Here is a 15,843-nt window from a genome sequence, read left to right as displayed (position 1 = left end):
TGCAAATAAATTGATTTACAGAGGTATTTATCCAAATAATCTATCCCAAACTTACAACTATCATTTCCAAGCTATTTTAAAGCTATTAATAAATTGGCTAACGTTCTTACCCCTATCCCAGTTGCACCTGTTGCCCATAAAGCTGTCGCACTTTTGCGGAATGTTGCTGAACAATCAATATGTAGCCAATTGTTTTGATAATTTTTAACAAAATGCGATAAAAAAGCCGCAGCAGTGCTCGCTCCAGCGGTATTAGGTATACCGGAATTTGCCATATCAGCGAATGATGATGGAAATTGCGAACGGTGAAATTCAGCTAATGGTAATCGCCAAAAAGCTTCATGTTCAACATCACTACTAGCTAACAATTGGTTAGCAAAGTTATCATCAAACGAAAGTAATGAGTGATAATCATTCCCTACCGCAATTTTAGCAGCACCAGTCAGTGTTGCGCAGTCAATAATATAATGAGGTTTATCATTATCAGCACAAATTAAACCATCAGCCAAGACAAGACGCCCTTCGGCATCGGTATTATCAACCTCGACCGTTTTACCATTACGATAACGAATAATATCACCTAACTTAAATGCATTACCACTAACCAAATTATCAGCACAACATAAATACAGCTTAATTCGATGATTCACGCCTCGTGCAATGGCTAATGCTAACGCACTGGTCACTAACGCAGCTCCCCCCATATCAGAACGCATTGATTCCATAAAATTACTTGGTTTTAAGCTATATCCTCCAGAATCAAAGGTAATACCTTTACCCACTAAACAAGCAACAATTGGAGCATTAGGATTTTTGGAAGGATTATAATCAAGCTCAAGCAAGGCAGCAGGTCTATCCGAGCCCTTACCCACCGAATAAATCCCCATATAATCATGCTCTTTTAACGCTTCTCCCGAAATAATATTGTAAGAGACACCAGACGAATAGGCACTAATCAACTCCGCACTTTTCGTTGCTAGTGCTAACGGGCTTAACGTTTCGGCTTGCTCATTAACAATATCACGACACCAATCAATAATGGCTAAACGATGTTTTAATTCTTGTTTATCTTGAGTATTGAGTTTTGGCCAAGAAACTTTAGTGCTATTTTTAGCATTCCGATAACCTAACCAAAAATGCCAACAAGCTTCAAGATCCCAATTATCACCACTTAATTTAACGGCACTTATTCCTTGGTTATCTAACTTGCGCCCTGCCCGCTGAATTGCACCTAAACGGTGCTGAGTATCATAATGAATCGTAATAGCATCATCCGAAAAACTCAACAACGCATTCTTGCCCCATTGCGTTGGTGCGGGTTTATCAGATAACAAAATAGATAACGTTGACATAATAAGAACCTTAATCATGAGTTAAGTAAAAACAGTGGCTTAATTCTAATCAGAAACATGCTAATATAGCAAGCAAAGTTAAGCAGAAATAAGGAAGAATAATGGCCGCAATAGTACCAATAAAAAATGGAATTAATTTTCGTGATTTGGGAGGAATCAAAACAACTGATGAACGTCAAATACGATCGGGTATGTTATACCGTTCAGGAGCATTCTCACTTATTACGCAAGAAGAACAATCTTATTTATCTAACGAATTAAATCTACACTATATTTTAGACTATCGTGACCAAGATGAAATTGCACGAAACCCCGACAAACTATGGCATAACGCAAAATATATTAATGTACCGGCAAACCCTTTGAGCGATACAGTCACAGCCAGTTTAACAAGTGACTTGGGAAGTCATACCCAAGCACTGAAAAAAAACTCCCCATTTGATTTTATGATTAAGCTTTACCAATTACTACCATTTAACAACCCTGCATACAAAAAACTTTCCTCGCTATTACTAACTTCGCAAGGCAAACCTTTAGTGCAACATTGTGCAGTAGGAAAAGACCGTACGGGTGTTGGGGTTGCATTAGTGCTATTTGCATTAGGAGTTAGCGAAGACAGCGTAATACAGGATTACTTACAGACAGAACAGCTGTTATCTGATTATCGAGAATATTTACTAAGCCAATATAAAAACAAAGCTACACCTGATGAAATTGAAAAGCGTAAAATCATCTTTGCAACTAAAAAAGAGTACCTAACAGCAGCATTAGATGCGATCAAAGCGCGCTACGGCACCATTAACGAATGGTTATCACAAGAATATCAATTAAACGAACATAATAGACAAATAATACAAGATATCTATTTGATTTAAATTGATTTAAAAAATAATCGCAATCAAATACAGTATCAAGATAATAAAATAAGTTCAGAAATCGGCTCGTTACAGTTTACAGACAAATGAACATCATCAACCTGATGATATTGATAATAAAAATGCTGAGCAAAAGGCGCTGTAATCACTTGCTCAGTTAAATCAACATTAACCGATTTAATTTGCCAGACGCCTTTAGCATATAATTTTAACGCCGATTCTTTCAACGTCCATAATTGCCAAAAAGCCCTTAATGAATCATCTTGTTTGATCAACCATTGATATTCATCATCTGCAAAAAAGTTCTTAGCCACCTTCAAATAATTTTTGCGCGGACGATCCACTTCGACATCAAGTCCGATCATACCCGTTAATGAAATCGCTACCGCCACCCAATTTTGACTATGACTAATATTAAAATCGGGCAAATGACGCTCTAAAAAACAAGGACGACCATTATCACCAACAACGATTGTTGGCAAAATCGAAATATCACAATACTGCTTAAGCAAATTGGCTAATATTGAGCGACATACTAAAAACTGTTTTTTACGCTCATCATTAAATTTATCGGCCTCATCAACAATCTGCTTTGGCAATAACGCAAAATCAATTGTTGAATGATTCAAATTAGCTAGTTGGATTATTAACGTCATTGGTAAACGGGTATTTATAAAAATTATTTTTTACTATTTTAACAGCATGCTATGCTAACTGTTATTAAAATTTATTAAATTGCAAAAGGAATCATCATGTCATTACCAACAAAATTAGTCCATGCAGGACGTAAAAAACGTTATACACAAGGTGCGGTTAATTCGGTGATTCAACGAGCCTCATCACTGGTTTTTGATAGCATTGCCGCCAAAAAAGAAGCCACCAAAAATCGAACAAACGGTGAACTTTTTTATGGACGCCGAGGCACACTAACCCACTTTGCGCTACAAGAAGCCATGGTAGACATTGAAGGAGGAGCCGGTTGTTACCTTTACCCATGTGGTGCAGCGGCCATTGCTAATGCAATTTTAGCCTTTGTAAAAACAGGCGATCATATTTTAGTATCCGAAGCGGCTTACGAACCTACCCAAGAATTTTGCCAACACATCTTAAAAGATCTCGGGGTTGAAACAGATTACTTTTCGCCATTAATAGGCAGCAATATCACCAATTATATAAAACCCAATACCAAAGTCGTATTTCTTGAATCACCAAGTTCCATCACAATGGAAGTGCAAGACATCCCCACTATTGTCAAAGCTATTCGAAGCGCCAACCCTGAAATTGTTATCATGATGGATAACACTTGGGGAGCAGGCATATTATTTAAAGCCTTAGCGCATGATATTGATATCTCAATACAAGCCGGCACCAAATACCTCATTGGCCATTCTGATGCCATGCTAGGCACCGCAGTTGCTAACCAACGTTGTTGGGATAGGCTACGCGAACGCTCCTACCTAATGGGACAAATGTGCGATGCAGACACAGCTTACATGGCAACCCGAGGCTTACGAACACTAGCAATAAGACTTAAACAACATCATGAAAGCGGCATAAAAGTTGCCAAATGGTTAGCACATCACCCAAAAGTTGCCACAGTAAATCACCCTGCATTAGAAAGCTGTAAAGGACATGAATTCTTTAAACGCGATTTTACAGGTGCAAGTGGTTTATTCTCGTTTGTCTTAAAAGATCATTTAACTGATGTTCAATTAGCTGATTTCCTTGATAACTTAACTTACTTTTCAATGGCTTACTCATGGGGTGGATTTGAATCATTAATTTTAGCTAACCAACCTGAAGAACTTACTAACATCAGGCCTGTATCAGGCATCGACTTCAAAGGAACACTAATTAGGTTACATATTGGGCTTGAAGATCCTGATGATTTAATTGCCGATCTTGCTGCTGGTTTAGACAGAATAAAACGACAAAAAAATAAAACCAATGCATTACAGAGTTTAGTATAATTAGGTAGAAAATGAATAACCAACACCAAACCCTGTTTACAAACACCATTGAACAGACTATTTTTGATCATATAAAAAACCACCCATCCCTCCTGATTGCTTATAGTGGAGGGGTTGATTCAAGCGTCTTAATGCATGCGCTAGTACAGCTCAAACGCCAATTGCCAAATTTAAAACTTAGGGCAATTTATATTCATCATGGATTAAGCAACAATGCCGACAATTGGGCGACACATTGCCAAAAACAATGCCAAACGTGGCAAGTACCGCTCATCATAGAAAAAGTTAAGCTAACCCCCCATGCAGGAAATATCGAAGAACAAGCCAGAAACGCACGTTACCACGCGATTTATCATCATCTAAAAAGCAACGAAACATTATGCACTGCTCAACACCTTGATGATCAATGCGAAACCTTTTTTCTAGCGTTAAAACGAGGTAGTGGCCCAGCTGGATTATCGGCAATGCCTATTGAAACTAAACAGCACCTTCGCCCATTATTAACTGTGTCACGAACTCAAATTGAAAATTACGCCAAACACCATCATCTAACGTGGATAGAAGACGAAAGCAACCAAGATGACCGCTACGATCGTAACTTTTTAAGACTCAATGTCTTACCAACAATTAATCAACGCTGGCCTCATTTTTCTCAAATGGTGGCACGCAGTGCCGCATTATGCCAACAACAAGAAGCACTGATTAACGAATTATTATTATCCGAATTTCAACAAATAGTTACTCAACAAGGACAATTGCACCTTGCTCCTTTAATGAACTATTCAGAATATAAACGCAATGCTATTTTGCGAATGTGGTTGCGAACTCAACAAATAGCCATGCCAACACAAAAACAATTAGCATTAATTTGGCCAACCGTTGCCTTAGCCAAAGAAGATGCCAATCCACAATTTATTCTTAACAACAAACAAATACGCCGTTATCAAAACCAGCTCTACCTATTACCGCTATATCAAAATATTGAACAACAAAAACTCCACTGGGACTTAACGTCAGAATTGCTCTTGCCCGATAATGCCGGTAAATTACAGCTCAATCACCAACACCATTTAACGTGTCGTTTACCGAAAAAAGACGAACAAGTGACTGTACAATTCCATGCTCAAGGAAAATTACAAATCGTTAATCGTCATGGTTCACGACCAATAAAAAAACTATGGCAAGAACATAATATTCCACCATGGATGCGAACTCGAATCCCACTGATTTACTACAATGAACAACTGATCTGCGCAGTTGGCGTATTTGTGACAGAACAAGGAAAAGGAACACAAATCGGGTTTACTCTTGCGGAATAACAATACATCGATTTAATTTATTAAACGCTACTGTATTAAACGCTATGGTTTGTTTTTGTTTGTTAGTTCAAAAAATAATAACCTATTGATTTATATACCTAGTACAGGTAAAATTAATTTTTTATCATTAAATATCATATATATAACAATTCACAATGAAAAAATTCACTTTCTTGAGCTGCTGTCTTTTCCTTGCATTACCATTAACAACGCAAGCAGTAGTAGTTAATGACGTTACAGGCATGACACCTGTCGAAGTTACTGCAGTTATGCAGCCAGAATCAACCCAACAAGTTGCCGAACTGATTAAAAATTCTAAGGGACCAATCAGTATCGCCGGTAAAAAATACAGCATGGGTGGACAAACAGCAATAAACAATGGAATTCAAATAGACACACAAAAGCTAAACCATGTAATTGATTTCAACCCCGAACAAAAACTTTTAACCATTGAAACAGGGGCAACTTGGCGTCAAGTACAGGAGCTAATTGATCCCTACAACTTATCAGTAAAAATCATGCAAAGCTATGCCAACTTTAGCATTGGTGGATCATTGAGCGTCAATGTACATGGCCGTTATATTGGCGAAGGTCCAATAATATTATCGGTAGAAAAATTCAAAATTGTATTAGCAGATGGCTCAATCGTCGAGGCGACCCCAAAAGAAAATCAAGATATATTTTATGGCGCTATCGGCGGTTATGGTGGCTTAGGTGTAATTACAGAAGTCACCTTACGACTTGCTGATAATGTTAAAGCAAAACGTATTAGTGACGTTATGCCAATTACACAGTACTACCCATATTTCATGCAACAGATTCGATCTGATAAAAGGGCAATATTTCATAACTCGGTCATTTACCCGCCTGATTTTGAAGAAGTTCGCGCTGTTACTTTTAAAGAAACACAAGAACCATTAACTATTTTAGATAGACTACGCCCAACCGATCAATATTCATATGATCAGGAACAAAAAATCAAAATCGTCGCATCATCAGACGAAGGCAAGCGCTTACGCAAATTGTATGATGATCTAGATTATATACAACAACCCGTAATGTGGCGTAATTATGAAGCTAGTTTTGATGTATCTAATTTACAGCCGATCAAAGATAAAGATAAAAGCTTTGCACTAGAAGAGTATTTTATCCCTGTAGATCGGTTTGAGGATTTTTATCCTGAATTAATTGCTATTTTGAAAAAACATCGGGCTAATGTGATTAATATTTCTATTCGTCATGCAAATGCTGATAGTGGTTCGCTACTAGCATGGGCAAAAACCGAAGTATTTGCTTTTGTGATTTATTATCAACAAGCTACCGATGAACAAAGTAAAAAAGAAGTTGGAGTCTGGACTCGAGAATTAATTGATGCAGTATTAGCAAAAGGCGGTAGTTATTATTTACCTTATCAATTACATGCAACTTCTGAACAGTTTCAACGTGCATATCCACAAGCCGAACGCTTTTTTAAGCTTAAAGCACAATTAGATCCAGAAAACAAATTCAGTAATATGATGTTAAAAAAATACGGCCCTAGCGCTGTACAGCAGGTAAAGTAAAACATACTTAAATATTACTAACAACTAACCCAACAATAAAAGGGCTGCTAGGCAGCCCTTTTTATTTAAAATTAAAACAGCAAATTATTGATTTGCGGATCTTGCTTTCCAACGCTTAAGCAACAAAGCATTAGTCACAACACTAACGCTACTTAACGCCATCGCGGCACCTGCTAGCATTGGATTTAAAAACCCCAGTGCCGCAAGTGGAATGCCAATTAAATTATAAAAAAAAGCCCAAAATAGATTTTGCTTAATTTTATGATAAGTTCGGCGTGAAATATCAATCGCATCAGCAATCAAAAATAAATTACCTCGCATCAACGTAATACTTGCGGCATGCATAGCCACATCGGTCCCCGTACCCATAGCAATACCAATATCTGCAGCCGCCAAAGCTGGGGCATCATTGACACCATCACCAACCATTGCCACTTTATTAACATTAGTTATATTTTCATTTTGTTGCAATTGATAAATATAATTGGCTTTATCTTGTGGCAATACTTCAGCAATAACCTTATCTAGACTTAATTGCTGACCAACCATATTGGCCACTTTCTGACTGTCACCCGTTAACATAACGGTTTTTACATTCAATTGATGTAATGCTTCAATTGCCGTTTTTGCTTCTTGTTTAATAACATCAGCAAAACCAAACAACGCCAATATCACTACACCACCTTCTAATTGTTGTTTAGCTAAAAACGAAATGGTATAACCTTTGCTAGATAATTCACTAACCTTATCGTCCATATTCACAAAATAAGCATTTAATGATTTCATCCAACGCAAGCTACCTAAATAATATTCCGTATTATCAACCGTTGCCATCACACCAAACCCAGCAACAGAAGTAATATTTTGAGCATAACAATGCGTTTTAGCTCTACTTAAAATCGCTTTTGCTAGTGGATGCTCACTACCAGCTTGTAATGATGCAGCGAGCGATAAAATCTGATCGGGCGTCTCGCTACCCATAATATCCATCTCAACTAATTCAGGTTTACCAATTGTTAAAGTACCTGTTTTATCAAAAGCGATGGTATTGATATTATGCAGTGTTTCTAACGCTTCAGCATCTTTAATTAAAATACCATGCCCCGCAGCCACTCCAGTACCCACCATAATTGCTGTTGGTGTTGCTAAACCTAAAGCACATGGGCAAGCAATCACTAACACCGCAACGGCATGGAGCAATGCTTGCTGCCAATCATGCGACATCATCCCCCAAGCCAATAACGTAACCAATGCAATTAACAAAATTACTGGCACAAAAACAGCACTAATACGATCAACTACCCGCTGAATCGGTGCTTTTTTAGCTTGAGCGGATTCAACCATTTCAATGATTTTGGATAAAGTAGAATCCGATTGAATAGCCGTAGTTTTAACAATCAATAACCCTTCACCATTAATCGTACCGCCAGTAACCACATCATTAACGGTTTTATTTACAGGCAGGCTTTCGCCCGTTAACATCGACTCATCACTACTTGATACGCCTTCAATCACAATACCATCAACAGGAATGCGATCGCCTGGTTTAATAATAACAATATCATGCACTTTAACTTGGCTAATAGGCAAACTCACCTCTTGATCACCACGCCTTACTAAAGCAACATCAGGACGCAGTGCTGACAGGGCTTTGATGGCTTGCGTGGTTTGCCGTTTAGCGTTTGACTCTAACCATTTACCTAACAAAATCAAAGTGATAATAATCACTGAAGATTCAAAATAAAGGTGCTCATCATTACCGACGAAAAACTGATACACCGACAACCCATAAGCTGCACTGGTACCAATAGCCACCAACAAATCCATATTGCCTGACAACGCCTTAACCGCATTAAAACCGCTTCGATAAAATTTAGCGCCTAGCCCAAATTGCACAATAGAGGCAATAACCAATTGTAACCAAGCAGGCATCATCAAATGTACACCAAATGGCGCCAACAACATTGGAAACACAAAAGGAATAGCAAAAATAACAGCAACAACAATCGGCCAACTAGATAATTGTGTTTTCAATTGAGAAGACTTTGCTGATTGCGTTATTTTAACGGCATGATAACCCGCATTATCAACCGCAGACATTAACGACTCAAGCGTCACATGCTCATCGGCATCAACCGTTGCCTTTTCGGTCGCAAGATTTACGCTAACATCAACAACGCCATCGACCTTTTTCAGCGCCTTTTCAACACGCCCAACACAAGATGCACAACTCATATCTTCAACAATAAAATGATATTGAACTGTTTTCATTATGCTTTCCTTAATGATTAATGGAATGGAATACAAAGTCGGCCTATGCTTAATATAAAGGTCGAATAAAAATAAAACAGCGCTCACAGGGCTTGACAAACCCTGTGATAAAACAGAAAGGAGGAAGGAGGAATTAGTTGCGTAACTTTTCTGGCCAATCGTTTTGGGTTGAAACCAACAAATCTTTCACAATTCGAGGATTACCCGCCACCACATTGCCCGAAGCCATATAATTATTACCGCCAACAAAATCCGTAATCACACCACCTGCCTCACGCAAAATCAACTCACCACCCGCAATATCCCATGGTTTTAAACCGATTTCAAAAAAGCCATCTAAACGGCCTGCGGCAACATAAGCAAGATCCAAAGCAGCAGAACCACTACGGCGAAAATCGCCACATCTTACAAACAACTTTTGTAGCACAGCAAAATAGCTATCGCTATATTGTTTTTGTTTAAAAGGAAAAGCCATTGCCAGCAGGCTATTATCTAAATCTTTAGCATTACTAACACGAATACGATAACCATTAAGTTGCGCACCTTTACCCCGAGCAGCGGTAAACAGTTCGTTAGTCATTGGGTTATAAACAACAGCAATTTCGGTTTTCCCTTTAACGCGAGCTGCGATAGACACTGCAAAATGAGGGATATTTTTAATAAAATTGGTTGTACCATCAATCGGATCGATAATCCACTGAGTATCGGCATCATTACCTTTAACTAAGCCGCTTTCTTCGGCAATGATAGTATGGTCAGGGTAAGCTTTTTTGATTGTTTCAACAATTAAAGCCTCGGCAGCACGATCCACATTTGTGGCAAAATCATTAGCGCCTTTGCTGTCAATTTCGATTGAACTAGGGTTTTCATAAGCCTTAATGGCCACATTGCCTGCTTTACGAGCAGCGCGAATAGCGATATTAAGCATCGGATGCATAAATTTATTCCAATTGATGATGTTAAAGAACGGATTATATTAGTATGACATTTGTCGTACTAAAAGCTGTTGCATAGTATAAAGGTTTTGTGGCTTTATTGCCAGAGTGTGGAGGGGTTGATAGGTAAAACTTACTCGATTTAATTTTAATAACGACGTTCCTTTCGTATATATTTTAAACGAGCTTTACCATCTGGCATAAAATAAGTCCCATATTTAACCAATCCCCCTTGTTTGAAATGACAAATCAGTTCATAAGCTAATACCATGTCATCATTGTTTTTTTCATCAATATTCAAATCAATAGAAGCAAGCCTTGGTTCATACTTTAATAATGTTTGTTCAATTGCTCTCATTAACACGTAAGCTGATGAGGGTAAGGCTTGGAAAATTGTTGACATGTCAGGTAACCCATAGTCTGGCATGTGCTTTATAGCTCCAGCGCGGCTATTTAAAATACGCTCAATATTATCCATCACGCTAATAATTGTCTGTTCATTTTCAGTTATATCATCAACTGCTATACCTGATTCAAAATAACCATAGATCAAATCATATAGTGAGGCACTCATCTACTTTCATCCACCAATTTTATTGTATATTGACTTGCAGATATTTCACGCGGCTTACTAATATTTAAATCCCCTCGATTCAAAATAAGTCGCCAGCTATTATCTTTTAGGTTTGGTTCTTTATAAAGTGCTGCAATACCTACTGCTTTAGCTTTTTTATTAAATGAGGTATCAATAGAAATAGCAGTATTTGGCTTTAATACTATTTCTTTACTGTCAACCAATGACTCTCTTAAAATATCGCTATCTTGATCAACCAATTCTTGATAAGAAATAGAGTTAAAAATGTCGGCTTCTTTTAATTGATAAATACGAATAACAACTGGTGAAGAACGCCCTTCATCATCCATATTTAATTCAGCTCTTGCCGTAATATCTAAATGTAATGTCCTTATATCCCATGTAAAGAGAGAATTGCTTAAATCAGATACTTCCTCTGTAACACTTTGAGCAATACCACATCCTGTTAGCCATATAGTTAATAGAATAGCAATAAATAAATTAATTATTTTCATGTTTTCTTCCTTTATATTATGCCGCATAAGCAATTCCAGAATAGTATCCTAAATTTACAGCTACTTCATCTTGAATAAAATTACCATTTACTGTTTTTTTAGTAAACGATGCAGTTTGTCCTAGTCGACTATTTTTCGATATCAATTGGCTTCTAGGTAAAAATTGACGCTGAATATAGAGAGTTATTTTAGCATCAACTTGATAACCTAGATAAGCTCTTAATAAAGCTAACAAATCATAATATAATTGTCCATCAGGTAGTAAATCAGCAACCTGACTTTCATATTGCGGTGTAATTGCTATATGAACTGTTTGGTTACACTCCCTAAAACGAGATCCTAATATAGTCTCTCCACCTAAAGAAATGCGTTGTAATCCTTTATCTCCGAACTGTGCAGGATTATTAATTGAATACCAAACGGGATAAAATTCACTTACAACAACTTTTGCATCATTTACTAACACTCGAACTAACCCAGCGATCCCTTCGGCTGTACGTGTTTTTTGTGACATCACCCCTAATAAAGCCAAAAAACGAGATAATGGTGTGCCAACTTGCTTATCTGCACCTTCTATACCAAATCCTGTTAATCCAAGTAAACACTGAGATATAGAATCTCGACCACCGCTTAAAAAGCTAGCCGGATAATGATATTTCAACCAAATTCGATAAAACTGTGTTATTACACGATGGTTAAAGATATCTAAAAAGTCTGTCATAGCTTGATAATTTTCTTCACGACGAATAATATTATCAAGCAAACCAAGGGGTAATACTGCATCAACACCATATAACCCTAAAAAGCGAGTTCGAACTGTAGTCGGACGATTAATATAGGGTTCTCTTTCTATATATTTCAACTCACTAGCAGGAAAAGACATATCGATAGATGGGGCAAAACGCAAAGGATCTGCTGCTGGACTTTCATTTTTACCTAATATATTTCCATTTGCATAAATTTGTTCAATTAACTGACAAAAACGATAAAAATTTATTTTTGGCAACGCTTTTTCAAGCGTCTGCATTAAAGGACTGTTTTCGATGCTTTGCTGTGATGCCATACTATTTTATTTCCTGTAGGTAAAAGAATAATCATTAATTGTGTAAATAAATTAACATCGGCATATAATGCAAAAAATTGGTTCAACAATTCACCAAAAAGCATCACATCACCTTCTCCCGTAAATTGGTAACTATTAATTGTTACTTCAATCTCTATACCACGTTGCAACATCCCTTTTTCGATGCGTTTAATCATTCGATGAGAAACTTCGACTATACCATCTAAACGACGGCGATTTAGTTCATTATCAGTCCAATCATATAAAGCAAGAGTCCCTCGCAAAACCTCAGCGTTCATTAATGACAAATAATTAGGTGCTAAATGCGATAACACTCGCCAATAAAAACGATCCTCTGTTGGTGGATAGCAAGGTAATGTTGGAGAACATAAATTTTGTACTTTTGAAATACTATTGTGAGCATTACACAATTCATTAATTCGGGCATTTCGTAATGCTTTCCTAGGTAACATACCATTAGTACCAGTGACACGTAATGATAATGTTTCTTCTTCAAGAACTTCATTTTTATCCCAAATTTTACCACCTAAAATCAACCAAGTATCATGCAAACCTGAAGCACCTTTACGAACTCGGGTATGATAATACCTTTCTGGAGCATCATGCCGTAACATACCACCTCGATGTTTAAAACTTGTAAAAGGCTCATATTGATAGCGTCCAGTACGAGTAATTGCCTCTACATGCTCAACAGAATAAATCTCAACATGTCCATCTTGCTGTAATAATGGACGAAGTAGGTATTCACTCTCCAACTGATTGACAATAACAGGATCGGCTTCCAGATTAAATAAATTAATTACAGGTACACAATGTAAACGGATATTATTATGATCAAAAGGCATATCATTTGGCCAAGTTTGATTAAGTAATAATTCAATGTCAATATACTCGCTTTTTTCTGGAAAAACTTGAAAGCTTAACCCATGTAAATCAACAAACATAAATTTTTCACGAAATGCAAAATACTCTAATAAGAGTTGGTATCCAGCAAAAGCATTATCAGGTTTTAACCACAAGCGGTCATCTTCGTCAAATCCAACGGGAATTATTTTACCCTGAAAATTTATACGTTCTTCTGGCCGAGTAGCATAACGCAAATACATTGATGTAACTTGCTGAGTTAGCATATAATGCAACATTGAAGCAATCGGTCCATCCGCACTCAAATATAATCTAAGTTTAGACAAATCAAGCTGTTCAAAATCGGTTAATTCTCCAAAACTAAGTCGAAGAGTAATCATACTTCGACCATCATGGTGAACACCAAGTTTCGCCTGACTAATTTTAACAGGCTGTAATGTTACTGATTGTGTCGTACGATATGGGCACTGAGTACCCATTTGCCCTAGTGGTTCTGTCCGTACTTGTAACCCCTTGGGAATTATTTCTGGACGAGATAATGTTTCATAATTTGGTGTTAACTCAATAATAGACAATGACGGAATTAATCGCAAATAGTGAGGCCAAAGTAAACTAACTAAACTTTCAGTAAGTTCAGGTAAATCATCATCAATTTTCTGACGTAATCGACCAGTTAAAAAAGCAAAACCCTCAAATAATCGCTCCACATAAGGATCCCGATCACCAACACTATCTAAATTAAGTTGGCTTGCTCTATCTGGATGAATTTTAGAAAATTCCTTTCCAGCTTCCCGCAAGTAGCGCATTTCAGATTCGTAATAGCGTAAAATCAAATCATCCATTGTTTATCTCTTTATTTTTCACATTATTTTTTATCTTTTATAAAATTACATCACACTTAATGCTTTAGCTGGATCTAGCTGAATTAGCTCTTGTTGTAATAACTCAACTAACTCTAGCAGATGTGGTTTTATCTTCTCTTTAGATTTACTTTTTTGCTTGATTAATCGAAATAAACATCGTTTAACATCAAATAACAATTCTTGCTCCCACTGTAATAGGGTCAATAATTGTTGTTGATTATTCAGACTGATGAACAAGTTTAATGCAACATCTTGTTTTCCAAATTGTTCAGCAACTCTTGCTTGAGTATATTGCAATAAATATCGTTGTTTAGGGGAACGTAGCAATGGCAAGTTTTGTAACCAATAAAACGCTTTTTCTAAATTTTCAGAATGAGCAAGTTCTAGTGCTTGTTTTTCAATTTCATTCCAATCATCCTCGCCAGATATAGCAATAGGTTGCATGCTATCATCTCCATCTAAATGATGTATACGTGCATTATTTGAGATCCAATTTAATGTTTCATCGTCTGCAAATGGCATACCATTTTCAAAAAAGAGAAACTCAACACCATTTAATCGTTCTAACATTAAACCAATATCCGTTAAATAAATATCTGCCCATGATTGATAAGGCTCTCCCATTTTTTGTAATGACATCACCGTTGCTCGCTGTAAATCTAACCAAAAATGGTTAGCACTTTCCATAAAAGCCGTTTCAACGCGTTCAAAAAGCTCTGACCACTGTTGTTGAAGGATTAAACGACTAACATGTTGCTTAAGTTCCGTTCTCGGAGCGGGTAGCCGCGTTTTACCTTGATGATCCGCTGGTGGTAAATCACTAATTGTATCCCACCTAAGTACACGTAAAAATCGACCAGCAGCAAGATATCCATCTGGTTTTTCACGTAAAAAAACAGCCATTTTACGAGCCTGATCCAATAAATCACGTTGAGAATTAATTTTTATTTCTGTGATATTTTTAGGAGATTCTAATTGAGAAGAAGAAATAGGAGCTACTGACGAATTATCTTCTATGTTAACCTTTTTAACAGATTGATTTAGACCATTATTAAAAAAATGGACTAATGCAGACAAATCAGGTGCATGAACAGATTGATTAGGATCATCGCTAACAAATAGCTTCTGACAGCAGAGATCAATTTGATTTAATGCAACAATAATACGTGTCAAACAAAGTTCAGATAGAGGATGTAATAGAGTAAGTTGATCAATAAACTTTGCATTAGTAAGCCACTCTACAGCATTTTTACGAATGTTATGCCGAGAAGGATAAATTGATAAACCAAAGGTATCCAATAACCCAGCTAACAACTCAACACCATCAGCAAATCCATTCGCACCATCTATATGTAAACGAGCTAAACAATAATAAGTTGCAACACGAATATCTTTACTATGTTTTTTTAATATTGTTTCACTTTCGGTAACAATTAGCTGGTAATTAATTCCAGATAATTTCGCAATCTCTTCTTTGATTTCTTGAAATGTATCATGATAAGTGAGATCCTCACCGGTAGGATTTTCAGATGTAATTGGCTTCAACCACTCTTCCCAACGCTGAGTAAACTCCATCTTTACTGAATCATTAGGAGTTTGTTGCCCTAAAAAACGGTTTAATAATTGGCTAAACATAATAATAATCCATCATTTTATTTT

13 protein-coding genes are annotated in these 15,843 nt (G+C 36.9%); 4 read left to right on the top strand and 9 right to left on the bottom strand.

The genetic code is table 11. From position 1 onward, the window contains the following. Positions 1 to 71: 71 nt before the first annotated feature. On the bottom strand, positions 72 to 1,352 hold the full coding sequence (gene pepB / locus GQ594_RS08965; RefSeq protein ID WP_160412356.1) for an aminopeptidase PepB: 1,281 nt from the start codon (positions 1,350 to 1,352) through the stop codon (positions 72 to 74). Between the two features lie 101 nt (positions 1,353 to 1,453). Here pepB and GQ594_RS08960 point away from each other — a divergent pair, with 101 nt between their 5' ends. Continuing rightward, a complete protein-coding gene (locus GQ594_RS08960) occupies positions 1,454 to 2,227 on the top strand; it encodes a tyrosine-protein phosphatase (protein WP_160412354.1) in 774 nt (257 codons plus the stop codon). A gap of 35 nt (positions 2,228 to 2,262) precedes the next feature. On the opposite strand, the gene GQ594_RS08955 is transcribed toward GQ594_RS08960, so the two are convergent. Then, the gene (locus GQ594_RS08955; RefSeq protein ID WP_160401485.1) at positions 2,263 to 2,883 is read right to left on the bottom strand and encodes a 4'-phosphopantetheinyl transferase family protein; all 621 of its coding nucleotides are present in this window, start codon (positions 2,881 to 2,883) and stop codon (positions 2,263 to 2,265) included. Between the two features lie 96 nt (positions 2,884 to 2,979). Between GQ594_RS08955 and metC the strand changes: the two genes are divergently transcribed. The 3 genes from metC (at position 2,980) to GQ594_RS08940 (ending at position 7,078) form a co-directional block, all read left to right on the top strand. Next, positions 2,980 to 4,197 (top strand): cystathionine beta-lyase, encoded by a 1,218-nt coding sequence (gene metC / locus GQ594_RS08950; protein WP_160401487.1) that lies wholly within the window; start codon positions 2,980 to 2,982, stop codon positions 4,195 to 4,197. Between the two features lie 32 nt (positions 4,198 to 4,229). After that, positions 4,230 to 5,516 (top strand): tRNA lysidine(34) synthetase TilS, encoded by a 1,287-nt coding sequence (gene tilS, locus GQ594_RS08945; protein WP_442903534.1) that lies wholly within the window; start codon positions 4,230 to 4,232, stop codon positions 5,514 to 5,516. Between the two features lie 155 nt (positions 5,517 to 5,671). Continuing rightward, on the top strand, positions 5,672 to 7,078 hold the full coding sequence (locus GQ594_RS08940) for an FAD-binding oxidoreductase (protein WP_160412350.1): 1,407 nt from the start codon (positions 5,672 to 5,674) through the stop codon (positions 7,076 to 7,078). Between the two features lie 84 nt (positions 7,079 to 7,162). On the opposite strand, the gene GQ594_RS08935 is transcribed toward GQ594_RS08940, so the two are convergent. The 7 genes from GQ594_RS08935 to tssA form a co-directional block, all read right to left on the bottom strand. Then, positions 7,163 to 9,349: a heavy metal translocating P-type ATPase gene (locus GQ594_RS08935; RefSeq protein WP_160412348.1), complete on the bottom strand. Its 2,187-nt coding sequence runs from the start codon at positions 9,347 to 9,349 to the stop codon at positions 7,163 to 7,165. Positions 9,350 to 9,482: 133 nt separating this feature from the next. Next, positions 9,483 to 10,286 carry an inositol-1-monophosphatase gene (gene suhB, locus GQ594_RS08930; protein ID WP_160401493.1) on the bottom strand — a complete coding sequence of 268 codons (804 nt, stop codon included), beginning with the start codon at positions 10,284 to 10,286 and terminating at the stop codon, positions 9,483 to 9,485. 146 nt (positions 10,287 to 10,432) lie between these two features. After that, on the bottom strand, positions 10,433 to 10,858 hold the full coding sequence (gene tssE / locus GQ594_RS08925) for a type VI secretion system baseplate subunit TssE (protein WP_160412346.1): 426 nt from the start codon (positions 10,856 to 10,858) through the stop codon (positions 10,433 to 10,435). After that, positions 10,855 to 11,373, bottom strand: coding sequence for a type VI secretion system lipoprotein TssJ (tssJ, locus tag GQ594_RS08920; protein WP_160412344.1), 519 nt, complete (start codon positions 11,371 to 11,373; stop codon positions 10,855 to 10,857). The genes tssE and tssJ overlap by 4 nt, the downstream gene beginning before the upstream one ends. Positions 11,374 to 11,389: 16 nt before the next feature. After that, positions 11,390 to 12,436 (bottom strand): type VI secretion system baseplate subunit TssG, encoded by a 1,047-nt coding sequence (gene tssG / locus GQ594_RS08915; protein WP_160412343.1) that lies wholly within the window; start codon positions 12,434 to 12,436, stop codon positions 11,390 to 11,392. After that, positions 12,400 to 14,163, bottom strand: a complete 1,764-nt coding sequence (gene tssF, locus GQ594_RS08910) for a type VI secretion system baseplate subunit TssF (RefSeq protein ID WP_160412341.1) — start codon at positions 14,161 to 14,163, stop codon at positions 12,400 to 12,402. The genes tssG and tssF overlap by 37 nt, the downstream gene beginning before the upstream one ends. Before the next feature lie 45 nt (positions 14,164 to 14,208). Then, on the bottom strand, positions 14,209 to 15,819 hold the full coding sequence (tssA, locus tag GQ594_RS08905) for a type VI secretion system protein TssA (RefSeq protein ID WP_160412339.1): 1,611 nt from the start codon (positions 15,817 to 15,819) through the stop codon (positions 14,209 to 14,211). Between the last annotated feature and the right edge of the window lie 24 nt (positions 15,820 to 15,843).

It is taken from the genome of Gilliamella sp. Pra-s52 (assembly GCF_009795805.1).
In the GTDB taxonomy this organism is placed as follows: domain Bacteria; phylum Pseudomonadota; class Gammaproteobacteria; order Enterobacterales; family Orbaceae; genus Gilliamella.
Note: the sequence above shows the minus strand (reverse complement) of the source record. Positions and strands in the feature narration are given on the sequence as shown.

Excerpts from the sequence above, each read along its gene's own strand:
- tssF (WP_160412341.1), bottom strand. The coding sequence starts at position 14,163 with ATGGATGATTTGATTTTACGCTATTACGAATCTGAAATGCGCTACTTG.
- GQ594_RS08955 (WP_160401485.1), bottom strand. The coding sequence starts at position 2,883 with ATGACGTTAATAATCCAACTAGCTAATTTGAATCATTCAACAATTGAT.
- pepB (WP_160412356.1), bottom strand. The coding sequence starts at position 1,352 with ATGTCAACGTTATCTATTTTGTTATCTGATAAACCCGCACCAACGCAA.
- GQ594_RS08935 (WP_160412348.1), bottom strand. The coding sequence starts at position 9,349 with ATGAAAACAGTTCAATATCATTTTATTGTTGAAGATATGAGTTGTGCA.
- GQ594_RS08960 (WP_160412354.1), top strand. The coding sequence starts at position 1,454 with ATGGCCGCAATAGTACCAATAAAAAATGGAATTAATTTTCGTGATTTG.
- metC (WP_160401487.1), top strand. The coding sequence starts at position 2,980 with ATGTCATTACCAACAAAATTAGTCCATGCAGGACGTAAAAAACGTTAT.
- suhB (WP_160401493.1), bottom strand. The coding sequence starts at position 10,286 with ATGCATCCGATGCTTAATATCGCTATTCGCGCTGCTCGTAAAGCAGGC.
- tssA (WP_160412339.1), bottom strand. The coding sequence starts at position 15,819 with ATGTTTAGCCAATTATTAAACCGTTTTTTAGGGCAACAAACTCCTAAT.
- tssJ (WP_160412344.1), bottom strand. The coding sequence starts at position 11,373 with ATGAAAATAATTAATTTATTTATTGCTATTCTATTAACTATATGGCTA.
- GQ594_RS08940 (WP_160412350.1), top strand. The coding sequence starts at position 5,672 with ATGAAAAAATTCACTTTCTTGAGCTGCTGTCTTTTCCTTGCATTACCA.
- tssE (WP_160412346.1), bottom strand. The coding sequence starts at position 10,858 with ATGAGTGCCTCACTATATGATTTGATCTATGGTTATTTTGAATCAGGT.
- tssG (WP_160412343.1), bottom strand. The coding sequence starts at position 12,436 with ATGGCATCACAGCAAAGCATCGAAAACAGTCCTTTAATGCAGACGCTT.